We start from the raw sequence: 19,366 nt of genomic DNA on the forward strand, positions 1-19,366 counted from the left end.
ACCGGTGGCCAGGTCGACGCCATCGGCACCGGCGGTGTCATTGGCGAAGACATCGATATCGACGCTGCCGTCCTCGGGCACTTCGCCGACCACGCTATCGTCGACGGCCACCGGGCCGTCGTCGAGCACATCGATGGCCAGGCTGGTGCTTGCCGTATCCCCATCGCTATCGGTTACCGTCACCGCGAAGACGTCCTGGATCCCTTCGCTGGTCCCGGTACTGGTGTCATCCGGGTGGTCCGTGGTGTTGTCGTCCAGGGTGTAGGTCCATGCGTAGACGCCGGCATTCAGCGTCACCGTCAGGGTGCCGTAGGTGCCGTTGACCACCCCGCCCGCGGTCACATCGACGCCACCCACCACCAGCGAGGCGGTGGTGTCATTGCCGCTGTGGGTGATATTGAAGCTGCCACTGACGCTCTCCGCCGGGCTCGACGGGTTGCTGCCATCATCCAGCGCCGCCTCGTCGACCTGGTTACCGCCCTCGGCGTCCACCACCGAGATCGCCGGGAAAGACTCCTCCTCCAGCAGTTGCGGCTCGCCGAGCCCGTCCTCGGGGCCACCCGCCAGGGCCACACCAAACTGATAGCTCAGCGGATCGACGCCTTCGGTGATCCGTGCCAGGCGCACGAAGCCATGACCGCCACCGGCGGCATCACCAGCACCGGCGCCCGCGGCGGGATCCTCGAGAAGATCGAAGAGGTCGCCATCATCGTCCTCGAGTGCCGCCAGCAAGGCCTCGACCTCCTCGTCCTGGACGCTGGCCTGCTCGGGATCGACCTCGGCATCCGGAGCCAGCTCGGCCTGCATCAGCACTTCCTGGCCGGGTTCGATGACGACCAGGCCCGACTCGCCGCCGCCGAAGTCTAGCTCGACGCTGCCATCGGCCGAGGTCACGACCACCTCGCCTTCCTCGACGGCATCACCGGGACGCAACTCGCGAAGGTTACCCTCGGCATCACGCGCCCAGGCCTGTCCGGTAATCGAGAGAACGACTGCAATGCTCATGGCGGGGCCCCCTGTATTCCCTGGATTCTTGCCCCGAGCCAAAAAGGCTTCACGAGGCGAGCCGACGACGGCCGGCACTTATCTCAAAGCTAGGAGAGGGAAAAGGGGCGGAGTATTGGACCGTGGTACAGGGTAAACAAAAGTATCCAAATGTATATTTGGACGAAGTGGCTATCTCAGGGTGGTCTCCAGGTGACCGGATAGCTTGAGAATCAGCTGCATGCGGTCTCGCACACCAAGCTTGCGATAGGCGGCCCCCAGGTGTGCCTTGACGGTACGCTCGGTGATCTCGAGGGCCCTGGCCACCTCCTTGTTGGTATGCCCCGCGGCCACCGCCAGTACCACATCACGCTCCCGGGCCGTCAGCTCCGCCAGCACGCCGGCCTGATGGGCCAGGCCGCCCCCCAGGGCACGAAAGGTGGACCCCACCACGTCGCTGAGCAGCTCGGGCCCCACCCAGAGGCCGTGATGCATGGTGACCAGGGCCACCTCATGCAACAGTTCCACGGAGCTCAGCGCATGGGCATAGCCCCGCGCCCCGGCGCCCAGGGCCAGGAAGGCCTCTTCCTTGCGGGGCAGCCAGGAGAGTGCCACGCAGACCACTTGCTGATTCACCAGGGTCTCGATCAATTGGGGCCATTCGTCGTTATCGCTGAGCACCCAGGCGTGATCGCCCTGCCCCAGGCGACTCGGAGCCTCGCGGGCCGAGAGCGTCCAGCCATCGGGGAAGGCGCTGATCCAGCGGGGTAGCGCCACACGCCCGGAAACCACCAGCACATGGCGCATGGTCAGCGCTCCGTCATCGCATTGCCCATGCCGCGCAGCACCGGCTTGAGCAGGTACTCCATGATGGTGCGCTGCCCGGTGCGGATATCCACCTGGGCGGTCATGCCGGGAATGATCGGCATCTCCGGTGCCAGGGTCGCCTCCTGGGTGCGCACCCTCACCAGATAGAAGCTATTGCCCTCGTCATCGGTGATGGTGTCGGCACTGATATGTTCCAGCTCGGCCTCGAGCCCGCCATAGATCGAGAAATCATAGGCGGTCAGCTTGATAAAGGCCGCCTGGCCGGGGCGCAGGAAGGCGATATCCTGGGGCGCGATACGCGCCTCCACCAGCAACTGGTCATCGATGGGCACGATCTCCACCACGTCCTGGCCGGGCTGGACCACGCCCCCCAGGGTAGTGATATGCAGACGCTGGACGATGCCCGCCACCGGCGCCCGCAGCTCGGCCAGGCGCACCCGATCCTCCAACCCGGTGCTGCTCTCTTCCAGGGCCGAGAGCTCGCCGATGGTCTGCGCCAGCTCGTTTCGCCATTCGGCGCGACGCTCCAGGGTGACCTCGCGCAGTTGGGCCTCGCCCTCCTCCACGGCGGCTTCGAGACGCGAGACCTGGGCACTGGCCTGGCTACGCTCGCCGCTGGCCCGAGAGACCTCACGACGCAGGCGAATCACCTCCACCTCGGACACCGCACCGCTTTGCAGCAACGGCCGCGTCATATTGAGTTCCTGACTGGCCAGCCCCAGGTCCCGAGAGGCCGCATTGTAGCGGGCACGCGCCTCGTTGAGTTCCTCGCGACGCTGGGTCAAACGCTCGCGGACGATACTCTCCTGCTCCCGCAACTCGGCACGCAAGCCGTCATACAGCTCCCGCTCGCGATCCACCAGATCGGGGGCCTGGGCCACGAGTTCGGGGGAAGGACGAAAGAGCTCATCGGTGACCAGGGCGCGCAATCGCTCCGCCCGGGCCTGCAGGGCCCAGACCCGAGCCTGGTTCTCGCGGAAGCTCGAGGCATAACGGGTCGGATCGATGCTCATCAGCAGTTGTCCGGCCTCTACCCGTTGCCCCTCGGCGACCCGGATCTCCTGGACCACGCCGCCATCGTAGGATTGCACCCGCTGCAGCTGAGACGAGGGGATAATGCGCCCGGGGCCCTTGGTGATCTCGTCGATCTGCGCCAGGCTCGCCCAGATCACCAGCCCCACCAGCGCCATGACCACCAGGTAGAGAAAGGCTCGGGCGCGTAGCGGCTCCTGCTGCATGCGCGCCCAGTCGGCATCGCTGGCCCAGTCGCGATCGAGATGGGCCGAGGAGACCCAGCGCGAGAAGAGGCGGTCGATCAGCGGCCGGAAGGGTCTGCTGCCTCCCTCGCTGAGCCGCCCGATGCGCTCGAAGCCGCGCTGTTCCAGGGTTGGCTTGTGCTCGGCCATCAGCGCGCCCTCCCGATCTGCCCGCTGCGCAGGGCGGTCACCACCTTCTCCTTGGGCCCGTCGGCTACCACCTTGCCGGCATCGACCACGACAATCCGCTCCACCAGCGCCAGCAGCGAGGTGCGATGGGTAACCACGATCAGCGTCTTGTGCTCGGCCAGGGCGGCGAGACGCGCCTTGAAGGCCTCTTCGCTGGCATGGTCCATGGCACTGGTGGGCTCATCCAGCAGCAGGATCGTCGGATCGAGCACCAGGGCCCGGGCGATGGCCACGCTCTGGCGCTGGCCACCGGAGAGCGACTCACCGCGCTCCCCCACCGGCATGTCCAGGCCCAGCGGGTGGCGATTGACCAGCTCGGTCAGCCCCGCCACCTCAAGGGCCTGCTGCAGCGTCTCGTCGCTGATGCCTTCGCTGCCGGCCCCGGCGATGATGTTATCGCGCAGGCTGCCGAAGAAGAGGCTGATATCCTGGGGCACATAACCGATATGCCGGCGCAGGTCCATGGGATCCCACTGGCGGATGTCCACACCATCCACAGTCACCGCTCCCGCCGTGGGCTGATAGAGCCCCAGGATCAGCTTGTCCAGGGTCGATTTGCCGGAGCCGATCCGTCCCAGCAGGGCCACCTTCTCGCCGGCGGCGATCGTCAGCGAGACATCGCGCAGCGCGTCCTGCGCCTCCTCCGGGTAACGGAAACTCACCTTGTCGAAGGCGATCTCGCCGCGAATCACCGGGCGGCTGATCAAGTGACGTCCCGCCTCCCGCTCCTGGGGCTTGGCCATGACCTGATCGAGGCCGGCCAGGGCGGTGGCGGACTGATGGTACTGCGCCAGCAGCGCCGCGGCCTGGCTGATCGGCGCCATGGCTCGGGAAGAGAGCAGGTAGGCGGCGATCAATCCGCCCTGACTCAGCTCACCGGCGATGATCAGGTAGACCCCGATGATGATCACCGCCACCGCCACCGTATGCTGTGCCCAGAGGGCGACGCTGGACACCGAGCCGCTCAGCAGTCGCAACTGGGCCGCGGTCCGCGACAGGAAGGCGGTGGTCTTCTCCCATACCCCCTGGGTACGCCCTTCGGCGCGCAGCGCCTTGACGGTTTCCAGGTTGGCCACCGACTCCACCAGGCTGGCATTGCGCTGGGCACTGACCCGCCAGGTGGTCTCGGAGAGCTCATGCATGCGGCCCTGGGCGGCCAGGGCATAGAGCAGCACGAAGAGCGCCCCGACCACGATGGGAATCACCAGCGGCACGCCGATAATCGCTATGATGCCGGCGAACAGCAGCACGAAGGGCAGGTCCACCAGGGCCACCACGGTGGCGGAACCAATAAAGCCACGCACCGCCTCGAAGGAGTGCAGGGTCGCGGCGAAGGACCCGGTGGAGGCCGGTCGCGCCTCCATGCGCATGCCCAGGACCCGCTCCATGATATGGCTGGAGACCTTGACGTCGGCGCGGCTGGCGGCCAGATCGACGAAGGCGCTACGCATCAGGCGCAGCGCCAGGTCGAAGCAGAGCACCACCAAGACCCCGATGCCCAGGGCCCAGAGGGTCTCGGTGGCCTGGTTGGGCACCACCCGGTCGTAGACATTGAGCACGAACAGCGGCATGGCCACGGCGAAGAGGTTGATCAATACCGAGCCCACCAGCACGTCCCGATAGAGGCGACGATTCTCGGCGATCACGCCCCAGAACCAGTGGCGAGCCCGCAGGCGCTTGACCTCGGGCCCCCGGGCATCGAAGCGGAAGCTGGGCCGCGCATAGATGGCCCGGCCGCTGTAGCGCGCTTCCAGCTCATCAAGCCCGATCGCCGTGGCGGCCTCCCCCAGCTCGGGGAAGATCACCTCGGCACGCCGCGATTCGATATCCAGGGAGAGCAATACACAGGCCCGGTGGGGTTCCAGCAGCAGAATCACGGGAAAGAGCGACGGGTTGAGGCGCACCAGGGCGCAGCGGGTCTGGCGCGCCGCCAGCCCCGCCCGCCTGGCCGCCCGCGGGAAGACCCCGGGGGTCAGCTCGCCATTCTCCAGCGGCAAGCCGGCCACCAGGGCCTCGGTGACGACCTCGTGGTCATGGGCTCGGGCCACGACCCTGAGGCACTCGGCCAGGTCGCCTCCCACGAAGCGGAACCACTTCTCGTCACTGGTCACGGCAACTCCTTCGCATCGACCTTCGCATGCTCCCTTGCATAAATCAGCGCCCTTCCCTGTGGGCCGCCGACGGGCTACTCATCCAGTCGTTCCAGGGTGATCTCGACACGGCGATTGGCGCGGCGTCCCTCCACCGTGGCATTGCTGGCCACCGGCTGACGGGAGCCATAGCCGCGGGTCTCCATCAGGTCGGCGGATACCCCCTGGCTGACCAGATAGCGTGCCACGCTGTCGGCGCGGCGCTGGGACAACGGATCGTTAATGGCGTCATTGCCGGTGATATCCGCATGGCCGGCGATAAAGATCCGGCGCAGGTCATTGCGTCCACGAATCTGCTCCGCCAGGCGATCCAGCTCGCTGCGCGCCGCCGGACTCAGTTCGGCGCTGTTGATGGCGAAGAGGGTATCCGCCGAGAGCGTGATATCCGGGGCGCGGGTCGGTGCCGGCATGTTCATGCCCGCCACCAGGTCATCCAGGCTGTAGCTGGTGGGGGCGATATCGGCGCAGATATCCTCGGGACTCAGGCTGACGCCGTCACTCCCCAGGTCGGCCAGGGTCGGCAGGCCCTCGCGGGTGATGCCCAGGGCCGGCAGCAGGCCGCCCATGGACGCCAGGGTGCGGGCCTGTGCCAGCGCCAGATCATACTGGGCGTTGGCATAGGCGCGACTGGCCTCGAAGTACTCGTTCTCGGAGTCCAGCACGTCGAGTAGCGTACGCTGACCGATATCGAACTGCTGCTGGTAGGCCCCCCTGACACGATCGATGGACTGGCGATGCTGATTGAGGTGGTTCATCTGCTCGCGGAGTCGACGGGTATCGTTATAGGCGATCTGGGTGGTCTGGCGAACGTTGCTACACTCCAGATCACGCAGGTCCATGGACTGCTCGAGCAGGTCGCTGGTGCGCCGGAACTCCGCCAGGTCGCTCCCCCCGTTGAAGAGGTTGATGCTGGCCACCAGCTCCACCACCGAGTGGTCGCGGCGCCCCGCCACGTCATCCAGGTTGTTGGTGCCGTGACGCGCCCGGAAGTCGAGGCGTGGATGGAAGGCGGAACGCGCCCCCTCGCGCTCGGCCCGCGACGCGGCGATATTCTCGATGGCGGCATGGAAGCCCGGATTGCCTTCGTAGGCCATGCGAACCGCCTCGGCCACCGAGGCCGGCATGCGATCATCCATGCTGGGCGCCGGCGCCAGGTTCTCCGCCGGCAGCTCGCCGACGAGGCGCAGGTAACGGGCGCTGACGTCATGCAGATTGGAGGCCTCGGTGAGCAGGTTGGATTCGGCGAGTGCCAGGCGCCCGCTGATCTGCTCCAGGTCGACCCCACGCCCGGCGCCGGTACCTACCCGCTCCTCGATCTGGTTGAAGACACGCAGATGCTCGGCGTAGTTGTCCTGGGCCAGGGCGACCAGCTCGCGGAAGCGCTGCACGTCCAGATAAGCCCGCGTCGTCTCCAGGGCCACTTCCTCGCTGGCCCCGAGCAGCTCGTAGTAGCGCACCAGCTTGGCGCGGTCGAGCTCTTCCACGGCGCTGCGCGTGGCGAAACCGTCATAGAGCATCTGGGTCAGGGAGATCTCGACGAAATCCGAGGAGAAGCTGCCCCGGCCATCCCCCTCGCGGGCCTCGCGACCGATGCCCCCCACCAGATCGACGCTGGGGAAGTAATTGCCCCGCGCCACCCCGACCTCATCGATGGCCGCCTGGAAGCCATGCCAGCTGGCCTGGACCTCGGGGTTGGTATTGATGGCCCGCTGCGCCGCCTCGGTGAGATTGCCCGCCATGCTCTGCGCCGACGCGGTCGTGGTCACGCCACTCAGGCAGGCCGCCCCGACGGCCAGCACCAGGCGGTTAATCGCTATCCCTTGAATCGACATGAAGGTCTTCATGATCGCCCCTCGTGCATCAATGCATCGTCACTGATGAAATCGTGATGCGTCGCGTCTCCCGGACACTCGGTCCGGGAGACGCCCCCTTTTTGTAAACGAACGTAATCCTCCTTGCACTCTAGTCAAAGCCCCTCGGAGCCGCCATGAAATTCACCGGCCCCCGCGCCCCTGGCCGACGCCGACCGCCGGGACGGACCGAATACTCCCCTACCCCTGACGCCATGGGCCCGCCATGGTATGGTTGGCGTGTTTTCCTGCGCTTAAGGAGCGTACGCCCATGTCGGCCTCTGAAATTCAAAAGACTCGAGTCATCAATGAGCTACGCAGCTTTATCAAGAAGCTGCTGGAGGATCCCAAGATCCTCGAGCAATCCCTGGTGGTGGCCCGCAAGCACCTCAGCGAAGGCAATGACAAGGAAGTGATGGCGCGCATCGCCAACGAGATTTCCGATACCACCAGCGTGCATATCCCCGAAGATCCCAGCGAGCACTCGGAAGCGGACAAGCTCTACCTGGAGCTGCTCAAGGAAGTGGTCAACGAAGAGCAGGCCCTCTACTAAGCGACGAGGACACAGGATGCGTGTTGCGATCTACGGCAGCGGCGGCGTCGGCGGCTATTTCGGCGCGCGCCTCGCCGAGGCTGGCGAGGAGGTTGGCTTTATCGCCCGTGGCGAGCACCTGGACGCCATTCGTCGTGATGGCCTGAGGGTACGCAGCCCCCAGGGCGACTGCCGGATCACCCCGGCACGGGCCAGCGATGACCCGGCCGAGATCGGTCCCGTGGACTGCGTACTGGTGGCGGTCAAGGCCTGGCAGGTGGCCGAGATCGCCGATGCCCTGGGCCCCCTGCTGGGCCCCGAGACCCTCCTGCTGCCCCTGGAGAACGGCGTGGAAGCCAGCGACCATCTCGCCGAGCGCTGGGGACGCGAGCGGGTGCTGGGCGGCCTCTGTGGCATCCTCGCCTACCGCGAGGCGCCCGGGGTCATCCGTCACGCCGGCGTCGACCCTTTCCTGCGCTTCGGCGAGCTGGACAATCGACCCAGCGAGCGCACCCAACGCCTCAAGGCGATGTTCGACGCGGCGCCGGGCGTCACCGCCGAGATTCCCGCCGATATCCACACGGCCATCTGGAGCAAGTTCCTGTTTATCTGCGCCATGAGCGGCGTGGGCGCGATTACCCGGGCGCCCATCGGCATCAGCCGGACCCAGCCGGAGACCCGGCGGATGCTGGAAGGCGTGATGGAGGAGATCTGCGCCGTGGCCCGGGCCCGCGGCATGCGCCTGCCCGATGCGGCGGTGACACGCGCCATGACGTTTATCGACAGCCTGCCGGAGAGCAGCACCGCCTCGATGCAGCGGGATATCATCGGCGGCAGGCCCTCCGAGCTCGACGCCCAGAACGGCGCCGTGGTGCGGCTGGGCCACGCCACCGGCATCGCCACGCCGATCAACGCGGCGATTCATGCCGCCCTGCTGCCCCAGGAGCGGCGCGCCCGGGGCGAGCTAAGCTTCTGAGCGAGTCGCCTCACCCCCGGCGATAGCGCCCCATCAGGCGATTCATGCCCAGCAGATGGGGTTCTATCCTGGCCAGCAGTTCATCCAGGCGCAGTCCCGCCGGCAGGTCCAGGTCCACGTCCAGGGCCAACACCCAGAAGTAATAGCCATGCTCCCCATGCCCCTCCGGCGGCATGGGGCCGCCGTAGCCCGGCAGGCCGAAATCATTGACGCCAGGCGTGCCCGCCGTACTGCCTTCCGCCAGTTGGGTGGTCTCCGCCGGCAGGTTATAGAGCACCCAATGCACGAAGCCATAGCCGCCATGCTGCACCAGGGGCGCGTCCGGGTCGTGACAGAAGACGGCGAAGGCGCGGGTGCCCTTGGGGGCGTCTTCCCAGAGCAGGGCGGGCGAGAGGTCCTCGCCTTCGCCGCTGTGCTTGCGGGGAATCGCCTGGCCGGGGCCGAAGGCGGGGCTGCTCAGGGTCAGGGACGAGAGGGCAAAGGGCATGGCAGGAACCTCTTCTAGCGAGTGACATCACCAGCATCGCCACCTGGGCGCTCGGCATCAAGCTCGAGGGATCTGATAGGCTGCAGATACTCTATCAATGCAGGTTCCCCCTCATCAGGAGCGAGACCATGGCCAAGACCGCCTCCCGCATGATCGACCTGGGCAGCGCCCTGCCCGACTTCCGCCTCGCCGACCCCGAGGGCGAAATCACCGCACGCGAGGACTTCCTCGGCCGTCCCCTGCTGGTGGCCTTTATCTGCAACCACTGCCCCTTCGTCAGGCATATCGCCGACGCCTTCGCCGAGCTCGCCCGGGAGTACCGGGCCCGGGGGCTCGGCGTGGTGGCCATCAACAGCAACGCCCCCCACGCCTACCCGGATGACGACCCCGAATCGATGCGCGAAGAGGCCCGCGTCCGGGGCTATGACTTCCCCTACCTGGTGGACGACACCCAGGCGGTGGCCCGGGCCTTCCAGGCCGCCTGCACCCCGGACTTCTTCCTCTTCGATGCCGACCATCGCCTGGCCTACCGCGGCCAGTTCGACGCCAGCCGCCCGGGCCAGGAGACGCCGGTGAGCGGCGCCGATCTGCGTGCCGCCATCGAGGCGGTGCTGGCGGGAGAGGCAGCGAATCCCGACCAGCGCCCCTCCCTGGGCTGCAATATCAAGTGGAAGACCGACGGGGACACCCCATGACCCCCGTCCTGCTGCTGGTCGATGTGCAGAATATTTACTACACCACCCGCCAGGCCTATGGGCGTCACTTCGACTACAACGCCTTCTGGGCTCAGGCCACCCGGGGACGCCGCGTGACCCGGGCCATCGCCTACGCCATCGACCGGGGCGACGAGAAGCAGCGCCAGTTTCAGAACATCCTCCGCGGCATCGGCTTCGAGGTGCGCCTGAAGCCCTTTATCCAGCGCGCCGACGGCTCGGCCAAGGGCGACTGGGACGTGGGCATCACCCTGGATGCGATGCTGCATGCCGAGGCGGCCGAGGTGGTGATCCTGGCCTCCGGGGATGGTGACTTCACCCTGCTGGTGGACCACCTGCGCCAGGCCCGCGGCAAGACCGTGGAGGTCTATGGGGTGCCGCGCCTTACCGCCCAGGCGCTGATCCAGTCGGCGAGCCGTTTTATCCCCATCGAGGACGGCCTGCTGCTGGGCTCACCCGGCCGCTGAGCCGGCCCGGCGGCGAACAAAAAATTCCCGGCGAATCCGCCCCGTAAACCGAAAAAATCCCCATCGGTGCGCCCGAGCCGCTCTGCTATCGTCAGCAGGGTATTCACCCGACTCAGGAAACACGCCGATGCACGACACCTCCTCCCCCGATGCGATTCCCGCCACCATGGCCGCCATGGTGCTCACCGGACATGGCGACGTGGACAAGCTGGTCTATCACGACGATGTTCCCGTCCCCACGCCGGGGCCGGGCGAGGTGCTGGTGCGGGTCACCGCCACCGCCAAGAACAACACCGACCGCAAGGCTCGCGAGGGGCTCTACCCCACCAAGGAGCAGGGCGACGTCACCTCCTTCGCCATGGGTGGCGAGCCGACCCTGACCTTCCCGCGCATCCAGGGCGCCGATATCGCCGGGCGCGTGGCGGCGGTGGGTGAAGGCGTCGACGCTGGGCGGATCGGCGAGCGCGGCCTGCTCGACTTCAACCTCTATGCCGATGCCCGACGCGATATCAACCTGACCCCGGACTACTATGGCCACGGCGCCGACGGCGGCTATGCCGAATACGTGGTCGTACCGTCGGACCAGTTCCATCATGTGCCCAACCCGGAGCTGCGTGACGCCGAGCTCGCCGCCATGGGCATGTGCTCCTACCAGACCGCCTATCATATGATGACCTCGGCCGGGGTCACCGCCGGCGAGCGGGTACTGGTCAGCGGCGCCAGCGGCGGCGTGGGCACGGCGCTGATCCAGCTGTGCCGCATCGTCGGGGCGATTCCCTATGCGGTAAGCCAGCCGGAGAAGGCCGAGGCGCTGCTGGCCCTGGGCGCCGAGGCGGTGATCGACCGGGGCGACCTGGAGAGCTTCGTCGAGCGGGTACTTCGGGCCACCGGCGGCGCCCCCATCGATGCGGTGATGGACCTGGTCGGCGGCGAGATGACCGACCGCTTTATCGACACCATGATCCAGGACATGCGGGCCCGCACCAGCTACCCGCGGCTCTCCATTGCCGGGGCCAGCGGCGGCAATGTGAGCGAGATCATGTGGACGCGCATCTACCTCTACCAGGTGCAGCTCTTCGGCGTCTCCCACGGCACCCGGGAGGAGGCCGAGCAGTTGATCGCCTGGATCCGCGAGGGCCGGCTCAAGCCGGTGCTGCATGGCGCCTTCCCGCTCTCCGAGCTGCACACCGCCGAGCGCTACTTCGTCAATCGCGGCAGCAACTTCCTGGGCAAGATCGTGCTCGTCCCCGACGCCCAGTGGGACGAGCACGGCGCCCCCTTCGCCGTGACGCCCTCCGCCGCCACCTCGACCCAGGAGGCCTCCGCATGAGCCGCCCGCTGACCTTCCAGATGATGGACACCCACGCCGGCGGCGACGTCAGCCGCATCGTGCTCGGCGGCATCACGCCCCTGCCCGGCGACACGGTGCGCAAGCAGATGCACTACCTGCGCGACGACGCCGACGGCCTGCGCCAACTGCTGCTCTTCGAGCCCTACGGCATCCCCGAGATGTCGGTGGACCTGATCGTGCCGGCCACCGACCCGGAGGCGGCGGCGGGCTATATCATCATGGAGGTGATGGGCTACCCCATCTATTCCGGCTCCAACACCATCTGCACCGCCACGGCGGTGCTGGAGGCAGGGATCGTGCCAAAGCGCGAGGGCGTCCAGCGCTTCAAGCTGGAGGCGCCGGCGGGGCTGGTCTCCATCGAGGCCAGGGTGGAGAACGGCGTGGTGGAGGCGATCACCTGCGAGGGGCTGCCCAGCTACATCGACACCCACCGGGCAACGATCCATGTGCCGGAGTTGGGTGAGGTTACCTACTCGGTGGCCTATAGCGGCGGCTTCTACGCCCTGGTGGAGGCGGCCGAGCTGGGCTTCGACCTGAGCCGGGACGAGGAGCGTGCGCTTGCCGACTGCGCCCACAAGATCGTCGAGGCGATCCAGGCCGAACGGGGCTTCTCCCACTACACCCTGGGCGACGTGGGCCCCCTGCCCTTCCTGCACTTCATGGGCCCGGTGGAGCGGGTCGCCGACGACTTCTATCGCTCTCGCTCCGCCACCTATGTGCACCCGGGGGTGATCTGCCGCAGCACCACCGGCACCGGCACCTCGGCGCGCCTGGCGCTGATGCACCACGAGGGACGCATCCGGCCCGGCGACCGCCTGGAGACCGTCTCGCTGCGCGAGACCGGTTTTATCGGCACCTTCACCGGTACCCATCGGGAAGGTGAACACCAGGTGGTGGAGAACACCATCACCGGTAAGGGCTATGTGCTGGGGCATACCGAAGTCGTGGTCAACGGCGACGACCCCCTGGTGGAGTGCGCCGGATTGACACATATTCTGGAGGCTAACCGCTCGGATCGCTGACAGGAGGCACCATGAGCCTGCCCATCCGCGGCCTCGACCACCTGGTGCTGCACATCCGCGACGAGCAGGCCATGCTGGCCTTCTATCTCGAGGCGCTGGGCTGTGAGCTGGAGAAGCGCCAGAACGAGCTCGGCCTGATCCAGTTGCGCGCCGGCGACGCCCTGATCGACCTGGTCCCCGTGGACGGCCCCCTGGGCCTCCAGGGCGGACCGGCGCCGGGGCGCAAGGGACACAACCTGGATCACTTCTGCCTGCGCCTCGCCTCCTTCGACGAGGCGGCCATCCGCCGCCACCTCGCCGCCCATGGCATCGAGGCCGGCGAGACCCGGCGGCGCTACGGCGCCGACGGGTACGGCCCCTCGATCTACCTGCAGGACCCGGAGGGCAATACCATCGAGCTCAAGGGGCCGCCGGATCCCTGAGCGGTCCGGCTTCCCTCAGCCGCGCCAGCAGCCCGGGCAGGGCCGCCTCGACCTGCGCCTCCGGCAGCAGTTGGCCGAGGGCGATATGGCTGGCCGGCGAGAAGCGTTCCGGGTCGCCGATGGCGGCCTGGAAGGCGTTGACCACGCCGACCAGGGCCTCCGGGCTCTCTCCCACCTGCATAGCACCATGGGCCAGCATCGCCATGTCGCGACAGCCCCGCACCCGCCGCCAGCGCTGGGCGGTGCCCACCAGCTTGCGCTCGCCGATGCGCACATTGAAGCGCCCGTCGCAATAGGCCCCCGGCGCCTCGCCGAGGTTGGGGTCCGTCGCGCCCAGCTCACTCAGCCAGTCGCACCAGGGCATTCCCAGGCGTCGGTAGCCCCACTCCAGGTGGGCGGCGGAGCCGGCGACCCGGCAGCGCAGGGCCAGGGCCACGTTGATCACCGCCGGACATTGCGGCACCGGGGTACCGCCGGTGGAACGGAACTGGATCGGCCAGCCCTGGACCGCGAGCGCCGCCCGGGCCTCGGGAAAGCCTTCCAGGCGCTCGTGGCGACGCGGCATCACCAGGGCACGATCCCGGGGCGACCAGGCCACCAGGCCGAAGTCGCCCTCGCCGTGACAGATCGACTCCAGCAGCGCCTCCTCCAGGGCCAGGCCCTCCGCCACGCTGGGCCGACGCAGGGTCTGGGAGTCGCGCTCCGGGGAACAGGCAGGCGTCATGGCTCGGGCTCCGCGTCAGAGTTCAGGGTCGAAGGCATCGGCGGCGAGCCCCTCGATACGCGTGCAGAGGGCATCGAGGAAGGCCGCCGCCGGCGCCCCATTGACGGCGCGATGATCGAAGGTCAGCGACAGGCCGATCACCTCCACGGCGCGCCAGCCGTCCGAGTCTGGCACGACCCGGGACTCCACACCACCGATGCCGAGGATCGCCACCTGGGGCAGGTTGAGCAGCGGCGTGAAGTGGTGCACCCGGGAGCGCCCCAGGTTGGATACCGTGAAGGTCGCGCCGGTGAGCGCCTTGACGCCGAGCTGGCCATGGCGGGCCTGTTCGGTGAGCGCCCGGCGCGCCTCGGGCAGCTCGCCCAGGCGCAGGGCCTGGGCATCGAAGAGCGCCGGGGCCACCAGCAGGTCATCGGGCAGCGGAATCGCCAGGCCCAGGTGCACCGCGGCATGCCGGGTGATGCAGTTCTCCTCCAGGGTGGCATTGAGGGCCGGGAAATCGCCCAGGGTCTGGACGATCAGGCGCAGCAGCAGATCCTGCAGCGAGGGCACGGCGAGCCCCCGCCCCCGGCAGTGATCGCGCAGCGCCTGCAACGCATCCAGGCGAGCACTGGCGTGATGGGTCAGCTGGGCCGACTGCTGCAGGCTCTGCAGCATCTTCGCGGCGATCATGCCGCGCATGCCGCGCAGCTTGATCGGCGCCGTGGCGGCCGCCGCCTCCTCGGGGGCGGCGGTCTCCTGGGTATCGAGTCGCATGGCGAATCTCCTCAGGCTTCCAGGGTGGCGATCAGGGTCCCCTTGCTCACCACCTCGTCCTCTTCCTTGGTGATGCTGAGCCGCCCGGAGACCGGTGCCTCGATCTCGTACTGGGCCTTCTCCACCATCACCTCGGCGACCAGGTCGCCCTGGGCGACCTCGGCCCCGTCATTAACCAGCCAGGCGGTGATCACGCCTTCGGTCTCGCCCTCCCAGAGGTCCGCGGGTACGGTAATGTCGGTCGTCATAGGGGATTCTCCTCAACTTTCACTCAGCATTTGATGGAAGGCGGCGACGATCTTGTCGGCATTGGGCAGCGCCCACTGCTCCATGGTCGGCGCGAAGGGAATGGGAATATCCGGGTAGGCCACCCGTTTGGGGGCGGCGCGCAGGCGACACCCCGGGTGCTCGGCGACGCTGGCGATGATCTCGCCGCTGACGCCATAGCTGTGGTAGTCCTCGTCGACCACGATCAGTCGCCCGGTCTTGGCGACCGACTCGCGCACCGTGTCGCGGTCCAGCGGCACCAGGCTGCGCAGGTCGATCACCTCGGCGGAGAAGCCCTCTGCCTCCAGGGCCTGGGCGGCGCGCAGGCAGTGATGCACGCCGGCGCCGAGGCTGACCAGGGTCAGGTCCTGCCCCTCCCGGGTCACCGCGGCCTTGCCGATCTCCACGCTATAGGCCTCCTCCGGTACCGCCACGGTGGCGCCCTTCTCGGTACCCAGCCAGCCCATGCCCTGCAGCGCCTTGTGGTACATGAAGACCACCGGGTTGTCGTCGCGGATCGCCGCGGTCATCAGCCCCTTGGCATCGAAAGCATTGCTCGGCACCACCACCTTCATGCCCGGCAGGTGGGCGAAGGTGCCGTAGAGGCACTGGGAGTGCTGGCCGGCATCCGAGTAGCCACCGCCGGTGGAGGTCATCAGCACCATGGGCACCGGGACCTTGCCGCCGGAGAAGTAGGTATTCTTGGCCATCAGGTTGTAGATGGCGTCCATGCACACGCCGAAGAAGTCGACGAACATCAGCTCGACGATGGGGCGCATGCCGTCGGAGGCGGCCCCCACGGCGGCGCCGATAAAGGCGGTCTCGGAGATCGGCGTATCGCGCACCCGCTCGGCCCCGAACTCTTCATGCAGGCCTCGGGTGTTGCCGAAGACCCCGCCGAGGGGCCCCACGTCCTCGCCCATCACGAAGACCCGCGGATCGATGCGCATCTCCTGGGCGGTGGCCTCGGCCATGGCCCGGGCCATGGTCAGCTTGCGGTTGGCGCTCTTGGTCGCAGTAGTCATTGCGGTTCTCCCGATTCGACGAAGACGGTTTCCAGCGCCGCCTCGGGCGGCAGGAAGTCACTCTGCTGGGCGAAGCGGATGGCCGCCTCGACCCGCTCCTGGGCCTCGGCCACCAGGGCGGCATCGGCCGCCTCGTCGAGGACCCCGGCCGCGAGCAGGGCCGCGCGATAGCGGGGAAGGGGATCGGTGAGCCCCGCCTTCTCCCCCTCGGGTCGGTAGTCCTCGCCGTCGCCCATGAAGTGGCCGGCCAGGCGCACCGTCTCGATCTCGATCAGGCTCGGCCCCAGGCCCTCCCGGGCCCGGCCGATGGCCTCGCCCGCCGCGGCATAGACACCCTCCACGTCGTTGTCGGCCACGTGATGGCCGGGCATGCCATAGGCGTCGGCGCGGGTGACATTGCGCGGCACGGCGGTGGAGGCCTGCTTGGCCACCGAGATGCCCCAGGCGTTGTCCTCGATGACGAAGACCACCGGCAGCTTCCACACCGCCGCCAGGTTCAGCGCCTCGTGGAAGGCGCCCTGGTTGGCCGCGCCTTCGCCGATAAAGGCCACCGCCACCCCGGGCTTGCCCTGCATCTGACGGGAGAGCGCCGCCCCCACCGCCGGGCCCAGGCCCTCGCCGATGATCCCCGAACAGGAGAAGTTCACCGCGCCGTCGAAGAGATGCATATGGCCGCCGCGACCGCCGGCGAGCCCGGTGGCCTTGCCGAAGATCTCGGCGACCATAGCGTCCAGGTCGACTCCCTTGGCCACGGCGATATGGTGGGGACGGTGGGTGGCGGTGACGATATCGTCCGCCGTGAGATGGGCGCAGACCCCCACGGCACAGGGCTCCTGGCCATTGGAGAGGTGCATCTCCCCGGGGATGGGGCCCTTGGCCATGTTGAAGACCGGGGTCTTGCCTTCCATATAGAGCGCTTCGATGCGCTCCTCGAGGTAGCGACTAAGCACCATATGGCGGTACATCCAGCGCCGCTGTTCGACTGTGGGTTGCATTAGGGCGTCCTCCTGTCAGAGCTCGCCGCGCGTCATGCGCTCGGCGATATGGTCGGCCTGGCGCAGCGCCAGGGCGACGATGGTCAGGGTGGGGTTCTCGGCGCCGCTCGAGGTGAACTGGCTGCCGTCGGAAACGAAGAGGTTGTCGATGTCGTGGGTCTGCCCGAAGCGGTTCACCACGCCGTCGGCGGGGCGCGCGCTCATGCGGTTAGTGCCCACATTGTGGCTGGTGGGGAAGTCCGGCACATCGAAGACCCGCACCGCCTCCACCGCCTCGTAGCAGCGCCGCGCCTGCTGCTGGCCATGGCGGCGCAGGGCCTCGTCGTTGGGGTGGTCGCCCTTGTAGACGATGGGCACCGGCAGGCCGTACTGGTCGCGGCGACTGTCATGCAGGCGAATGCCGTTCTCCTCCATGGGCAGGTCCTCGCCGCAGATCCACACCCCGGAGAGGTGGTCGTACTTCTCGAGGATGCCGGCATAGTCGCGGCCCCAGCCCCCCTGCCCCGGGTCCATGAACTTGGCGAAGAAGGGAATGCCCAGCGACATCACCTCCAGGGTGTAGCCACCGACGAAGCCCCGGGAGCGGTCGAGCCCAGCCTCGTCGGAGATGATTCCAGCGAAGGTGGTGCCGCGATGCATGTTCACGGGCCTGGGCATCTCGGCGAAGACGCAGGCGGTGGCGTGGGTCATGTAGTTACGCCCCACCTGACCGGAGGAGTTGGCCAGGCCGTCCGGGAAGAGCGACGAGTGGGAGTTGAGCAGCAGCCGCGGCGATTCGATGGAGTTGCCGGCCACGCAGACCGCCCGCGCCCGCTGCCGCTGAAGGTTGCCGTCGCCGTCGGCATAGACCACGGCATTGACCCGCCCGGCGTCGTTATGCTCGATCTTCAGCGCCATGGCATTGGGGCGTACCTCGCAGAGGCCGGTGGCCTCGGCGCGGGGGATGTCGGTGTACATCGTCGACCACTTGGCGCCGAAGCGGCAGCCCTGCATGCAGAACCCCGCCTGCATGCAGGAGGCCCGACCATCGTAGGGGCGCGTATTGATGGCCATGGGACCGGCGCGCAGCTGCCGGTAGCCGATGCGGCTGGCGCCCTCGGCCAGTACCTTGAAGTTGTTGTTCCAGTCGTGAAGCGGCATCCCGGAGGATTCGCCGGTCACCCCCATATGGCGCTCGGCCTGGACGTAATAGGGCTCGAGCTCGGCGTAGGAGATCGGCCAGTCCAGCAGGTTGGCGCCGGGGATATCCCCCACCTCGCTGTGCATGCGGAACTCGTGGGGCTGGAAACGCAGCGAGACCCCGGCCCAGTGAATGGTGCTGCCGCCCACCCCCTTGACGATCCAGGCCGGCAGGTGGGGGAAGGTCTCGGTGAGCTGACGCGGGCCGGCGGTCATCCGTTCGTCGAGCCAGGAGAGCTTCTCGAACATCGCCCACTCGTCGTTCTCGATCTCCTCCATGGCATGGCGCCGGCCGGCCTCCAGCACCACGCTCTTGATGCCTTTCCTGGCCAGGGCATGGGCCAGGGTGCCCCCCCCGGCGCCGGAGCCGATGATCACCACCACCCCATCGTCGTCATGCGAAAAGCGCGTACTCATAGCATCTCTCCCTTACAGCCAGTCGATCACCAGGTCGTTGTAACCGCGGTTCAGGTAGCCGCCCTGCTCCCAGGAGGAGCCCTGGTAGCCGAAGTGGGGCTCCCACAGCTCGGGGGTGTTGTAGAGCCCCACCACCAGGGCGCCCCGCACCGCCTGGAAGAAGTCGCTGGACTGGATCTCGCGCAGCAGCGCCTCGCGTTCGGCCGCGCCCTCGATCTCGCCGTAATCCCGGCCGTGGGCGGCCCGGGCACGCCGGTCGAGGTCCTCGAGGCCGGCGGCGATCTCGTCGCGCCGCGCTTCCAGCAAGGGCGTCAGCGGCGCCAGGTAATAGCGATCCTCGATTGCCTCGTGGGGGTAGATATCGCGCCCCAGGCGCAGCAGGCGGCGGGCCAGGGCGGGCTCGGCCCGGGCCCAGCGCGGCCACAGGCCGGTGGCGCCCAGGGCCAGGCCGCCGGCGGCCAGGGCCCCGGTCATGGAGAGGAAACGGCGACGGCTCAGCGTCACCCGGGGAGAAGCGGTCATGGCGTGACTCCTCGTCTTGTTATTGGCAGGTCCACCGGTCCGGCGGACACGCCCATGACAAGGCAGCTTTCGTGCCAAGTCGACGAGAAATACGCATAACCACTTGATAATTAATAAAAATACAGGAGCAGCAATACGCGAGAGAGGTGCCTGGAGCGTAACGCCGAGGCGAACGGGGCGTGACAGCTGTCCCGGCGCCCCCCATTACAGGTGTAACGATGCTCGACCAAGGTCGTATCTCGACTCGGGGGACC

At 67.8% G+C, this 19,366-nt stretch carries 20 protein-coding genes; 7 read left to right on the plus strand and 13 right to left on the minus strand.

The annotated features are described in order from the left end of the window. The 5 genes from NFU04_RS07750 to NFU04_RS07770 all read right to left on the minus strand — a co-directional run. The coding region (locus tag NFU04_RS07750; protein ID WP_251308928.1) for a retention module-containing protein at nt 1–1,005 on the minus strand (1,005 nt) is incomplete at its 3' end. Nucleotides 1,006–1,176: 171 nt separating this feature from the next. Then, nucleotides 1,177–1,791 carry a helix-turn-helix transcriptional regulator gene (locus NFU04_RS07755; RefSeq protein WP_251308929.1) on the minus strand — a complete coding sequence of 205 codons (615 nt, stop codon included), beginning with the start codon at nt 1,789–1,791 and terminating at the stop codon, nt 1,177–1,179. Nucleotides 1,792–1,793: 2 nt separating this feature from the next. Then, nucleotides 1,794–3,218, minus strand: coding sequence for an HlyD family type I secretion periplasmic adaptor subunit (locus NFU04_RS07760; RefSeq protein WP_251308930.1), 1,425 nt, complete (start codon nt 3,216–3,218; stop codon nt 1,794–1,796). After that, the gene (locus NFU04_RS07765; protein ID WP_251308931.1) at nt 3,218–5,368 is read right to left on the minus strand and encodes a type I secretion system permease/ATPase; all 2,151 of its coding nucleotides are present in this window, start codon (nt 5,366–5,368) and stop codon (nt 3,218–3,220) included. Before NFU04_RS07765 ends, NFU04_RS07760 begins: the two co-directional genes overlap by 1 nt. 74 nt (nt 5,369–5,442) lie before the next feature. After that, nucleotides 5,443–7,251 carry a TolC family outer membrane protein gene (locus NFU04_RS07770; protein ID WP_309296789.1) on the minus strand — a complete coding sequence of 603 codons (1,809 nt, stop codon included), beginning with the start codon at nt 7,249–7,251 and terminating at the stop codon, nt 5,443–5,445. Between the two features lie 277 nt (nt 7,252–7,528). Here NFU04_RS07770 and NFU04_RS07775 point away from each other — a divergent pair, with 277 nt between their 5' ends. Beyond that, a complete protein-coding gene (locus tag NFU04_RS07775) occupies nt 7,529–7,810 on the plus strand; it encodes a hypothetical protein (RefSeq protein ID WP_251308932.1) in 282 nt (93 codons plus the stop codon). Nucleotides 7,811–7,826: 16 nt separating this feature from the next. Continuing rightward, nucleotides 7,827–8,765 carry a 2-dehydropantoate 2-reductase gene (locus NFU04_RS07780; RefSeq protein ID WP_251308933.1) on the plus strand — a complete coding sequence of 313 codons (939 nt, stop codon included), beginning with the start codon at nt 7,827–7,829 and terminating at the stop codon, nt 8,763–8,765. Between the two features lie 10 nt (nt 8,766–8,775). On the opposite strand, the gene NFU04_RS07785 is transcribed toward NFU04_RS07780, so the two are convergent. After that, nucleotides 8,776–9,252: a YbhB/YbcL family Raf kinase inhibitor-like protein gene (locus NFU04_RS07785; RefSeq protein ID WP_251308934.1), complete on the minus strand. Its 477-nt coding sequence runs from the start codon at nt 9,250–9,252 to the stop codon at nt 8,776–8,778. Between the two features lie 128 nt (nt 9,253–9,380). Between NFU04_RS07785 and NFU04_RS07790 the strand changes: the two genes are divergently transcribed. From NFU04_RS07790 to NFU04_RS07810, 5 genes are all read left to right on the plus strand, one after another. Then, nucleotides 9,381–9,947, plus strand: coding sequence for a thioredoxin family protein (locus tag NFU04_RS07790; RefSeq protein WP_251308935.1), 567 nt, complete (start codon nt 9,381–9,383; stop codon nt 9,945–9,947). Then, on the plus strand, nt 9,944–10,432 hold the full coding sequence (locus NFU04_RS07795) for a LabA-like NYN domain-containing protein (RefSeq protein ID WP_251308936.1): 489 nt from the start codon (nt 9,944–9,946) through the stop codon (nt 10,430–10,432). Before NFU04_RS07790 ends, NFU04_RS07795 begins: the two co-directional genes overlap by 4 nt. Nucleotides 10,433–10,559: 127 nt before the next feature. Next, the gene (locus NFU04_RS07800) at nt 10,560–11,762 is read left to right on the plus strand and encodes an alcohol dehydrogenase catalytic domain-containing protein (RefSeq protein ID WP_251308937.1); all 1,203 of its coding nucleotides are present in this window, start codon (nt 10,560–10,562) and stop codon (nt 11,760–11,762) included. Further along, nucleotides 11,759–12,805, plus strand: coding sequence for a proline racemase family protein (locus NFU04_RS07805; RefSeq protein ID WP_251308938.1), 1,047 nt, complete (start codon nt 11,759–11,761; stop codon nt 12,803–12,805). Before NFU04_RS07800 ends, NFU04_RS07805 begins: the two co-directional genes overlap by 4 nt. 11 nt (nt 12,806–12,816) lie before the next feature. Continuing rightward, nucleotides 12,817–13,227, plus strand: a complete 411-nt coding sequence (locus NFU04_RS07810) for a VOC family protein (protein ID WP_251308939.1) — start codon at nt 12,817–12,819, stop codon at nt 13,225–13,227. Here NFU04_RS07810 and NFU04_RS07815 read toward each other — a convergent pair. Genes NFU04_RS07815 through NFU04_RS07845 form a run of 7 tightly spaced genes read right to left on the minus strand, consistent with a single transcriptional unit; the run spans nt 13,205 to nt 19,112 of the window. Next, complete coding sequence (locus NFU04_RS07815) at nt 13,205–13,951, minus strand: lipoyl protein ligase domain-containing protein (protein WP_251308940.1); 747 nt, start codon at nt 13,949–13,951, stop codon at nt 13,205–13,207. The two genes, NFU04_RS07810 and NFU04_RS07815, sit on opposite strands and share 23 nt — an antisense overlap. A 15-nt stretch (nt 13,952–13,966) precedes the next feature. After that, the gene (locus NFU04_RS07820) at nt 13,967–14,707 is read right to left on the minus strand and encodes a 2-oxo acid dehydrogenase subunit E2 (protein WP_251308941.1); all 741 of its coding nucleotides are present in this window, start codon (nt 14,705–14,707) and stop codon (nt 13,967–13,969) included. 11 nt (nt 14,708–14,718) lie between these two features. Next, the gene (locus NFU04_RS07825) at nt 14,719–14,955 is read right to left on the minus strand and encodes a lipoyl domain-containing protein (protein ID WP_251308942.1); all 237 of its coding nucleotides are present in this window, start codon (nt 14,953–14,955) and stop codon (nt 14,719–14,721) included. 12 nt (nt 14,956–14,967) lie between these two features. Beyond that, nucleotides 14,968–15,999 carry an alpha-ketoacid dehydrogenase subunit beta gene (locus NFU04_RS07830; RefSeq protein WP_251308943.1) on the minus strand — a complete coding sequence of 344 codons (1,032 nt, stop codon included), beginning with the start codon at nt 15,997–15,999 and terminating at the stop codon, nt 14,968–14,970. Further along, on the minus strand, nt 15,996–16,994 hold the full coding sequence (locus NFU04_RS07835) for a thiamine pyrophosphate-dependent dehydrogenase E1 component subunit alpha (RefSeq protein WP_251308944.1): 999 nt from the start codon (nt 16,992–16,994) through the stop codon (nt 15,996–15,998). Before NFU04_RS07835 ends, NFU04_RS07830 begins: the two co-directional genes overlap by 4 nt. Before the next feature lie 15 nt (nt 16,995–17,009). Continuing rightward, entirely contained in the window at nt 17,010–18,590 is a 1,581-nt protein-coding gene (locus NFU04_RS07840) for a GMC family oxidoreductase (protein ID WP_251308945.1), read from the minus strand. 12 nt (nt 18,591–18,602) lie between these two features. Then, nucleotides 18,603–19,112 (minus strand): twin-arginine translocation signal domain-containing protein, encoded by a 510-nt coding sequence (locus tag NFU04_RS07845; protein ID WP_251308946.1) that lies wholly within the window; start codon nt 19,110–19,112, stop codon nt 18,603–18,605. Nucleotides 19,113–19,366: the final 254 nt, after the last annotated feature.

Source organism: Halomonas sp. NCCP-2165 (assembly GCF_023708045.1).
GTDB lineage: Bacteria > Pseudomonadota > Gammaproteobacteria > Pseudomonadales > Halomonadaceae > Bisbaumannia > Bisbaumannia pacifica.

Bases quoted from the DNA above. Each gene is read 5' to 3' on its own strand.
- NFU04_RS07755 (WP_251308929.1), bottom strand. From the start codon at position 1,791: ATGCGCCATGTGCTGGTGGTTTCCGGGCGTGTGGCGCTACCCCGCTGG.
- NFU04_RS07760 (WP_251308930.1), bottom strand. From the start codon at position 3,218: ATGGCCGAGCACAAGCCAACCCTGGAACAGCGCGGCTTCGAGCGCATC.
- NFU04_RS07770 (WP_309296789.1), bottom strand. From the start codon at position 7,251: ATGAAGACCTTCATGTCGATTCAAGGGATAGCGATTAACCGCCTGGTG.
- NFU04_RS07775 (WP_251308932.1), top strand. From the start codon at position 7,529: ATGTCGGCCTCTGAAATTCAAAAGACTCGAGTCATCAATGAGCTACGC.
- NFU04_RS07780 (WP_251308933.1), top strand. From the start codon at position 7,827: ATGCGTGTTGCGATCTACGGCAGCGGCGGCGTCGGCGGCTATTTCGGC.
- NFU04_RS07785 (WP_251308934.1), bottom strand. From the start codon at position 9,252: ATGCCCTTTGCCCTCTCGTCCCTGACCCTGAGCAGCCCCGCCTTCGGC.
- NFU04_RS07790 (WP_251308935.1), top strand. From the start codon at position 9,381: ATGGCCAAGACCGCCTCCCGCATGATCGACCTGGGCAGCGCCCTGCCC.
- NFU04_RS07795 (WP_251308936.1), top strand. From the start codon at position 9,944: ATGACCCCCGTCCTGCTGCTGGTCGATGTGCAGAATATTTACTACACC.
- NFU04_RS07800 (WP_251308937.1), top strand. From the start codon at position 10,560: ATGCACGACACCTCCTCCCCCGATGCGATTCCCGCCACCATGGCCGCC.
- NFU04_RS07805 (WP_251308938.1), top strand. From the start codon at position 11,759: ATGAGCCGCCCGCTGACCTTCCAGATGATGGACACCCACGCCGGCGGC.
- NFU04_RS07810 (WP_251308939.1), top strand. From the start codon at position 12,817: ATGAGCCTGCCCATCCGCGGCCTCGACCACCTGGTGCTGCACATCCGC.
- NFU04_RS07815 (WP_251308940.1), bottom strand. From the start codon at position 13,951: ATGACGCCTGCCTGTTCCCCGGAGCGCGACTCCCAGACCCTGCGTCGG.
- NFU04_RS07820 (WP_251308941.1), bottom strand. From the start codon at position 14,707: ATGCGACTCGATACCCAGGAGACCGCCGCCCCCGAGGAGGCGGCGGCC.
- NFU04_RS07825 (WP_251308942.1), bottom strand. From the start codon at position 14,955: ATGACGACCGACATTACCGTACCCGCGGACCTCTGGGAGGGCGAGACC.
- NFU04_RS07830 (WP_251308943.1), bottom strand. From the start codon at position 15,999: ATGACTACTGCGACCAAGAGCGCCAACCGCAAGCTGACCATGGCCCGG.
- NFU04_RS07835 (WP_251308944.1), bottom strand. From the start codon at position 16,994: ATGCAACCCACAGTCGAACAGCGGCGCTGGATGTACCGCCATATGGTG.
- NFU04_RS07840 (WP_251308945.1), bottom strand. From the start codon at position 18,590: ATGAGTACGCGCTTTTCGCATGACGACGATGGGGTGGTGGTGATCATC.
- NFU04_RS07845 (WP_251308946.1), bottom strand. From the start codon at position 19,112: ATGACCGCTTCTCCCCGGGTGACGCTGAGCCGTCGCCGTTTCCTCTCC.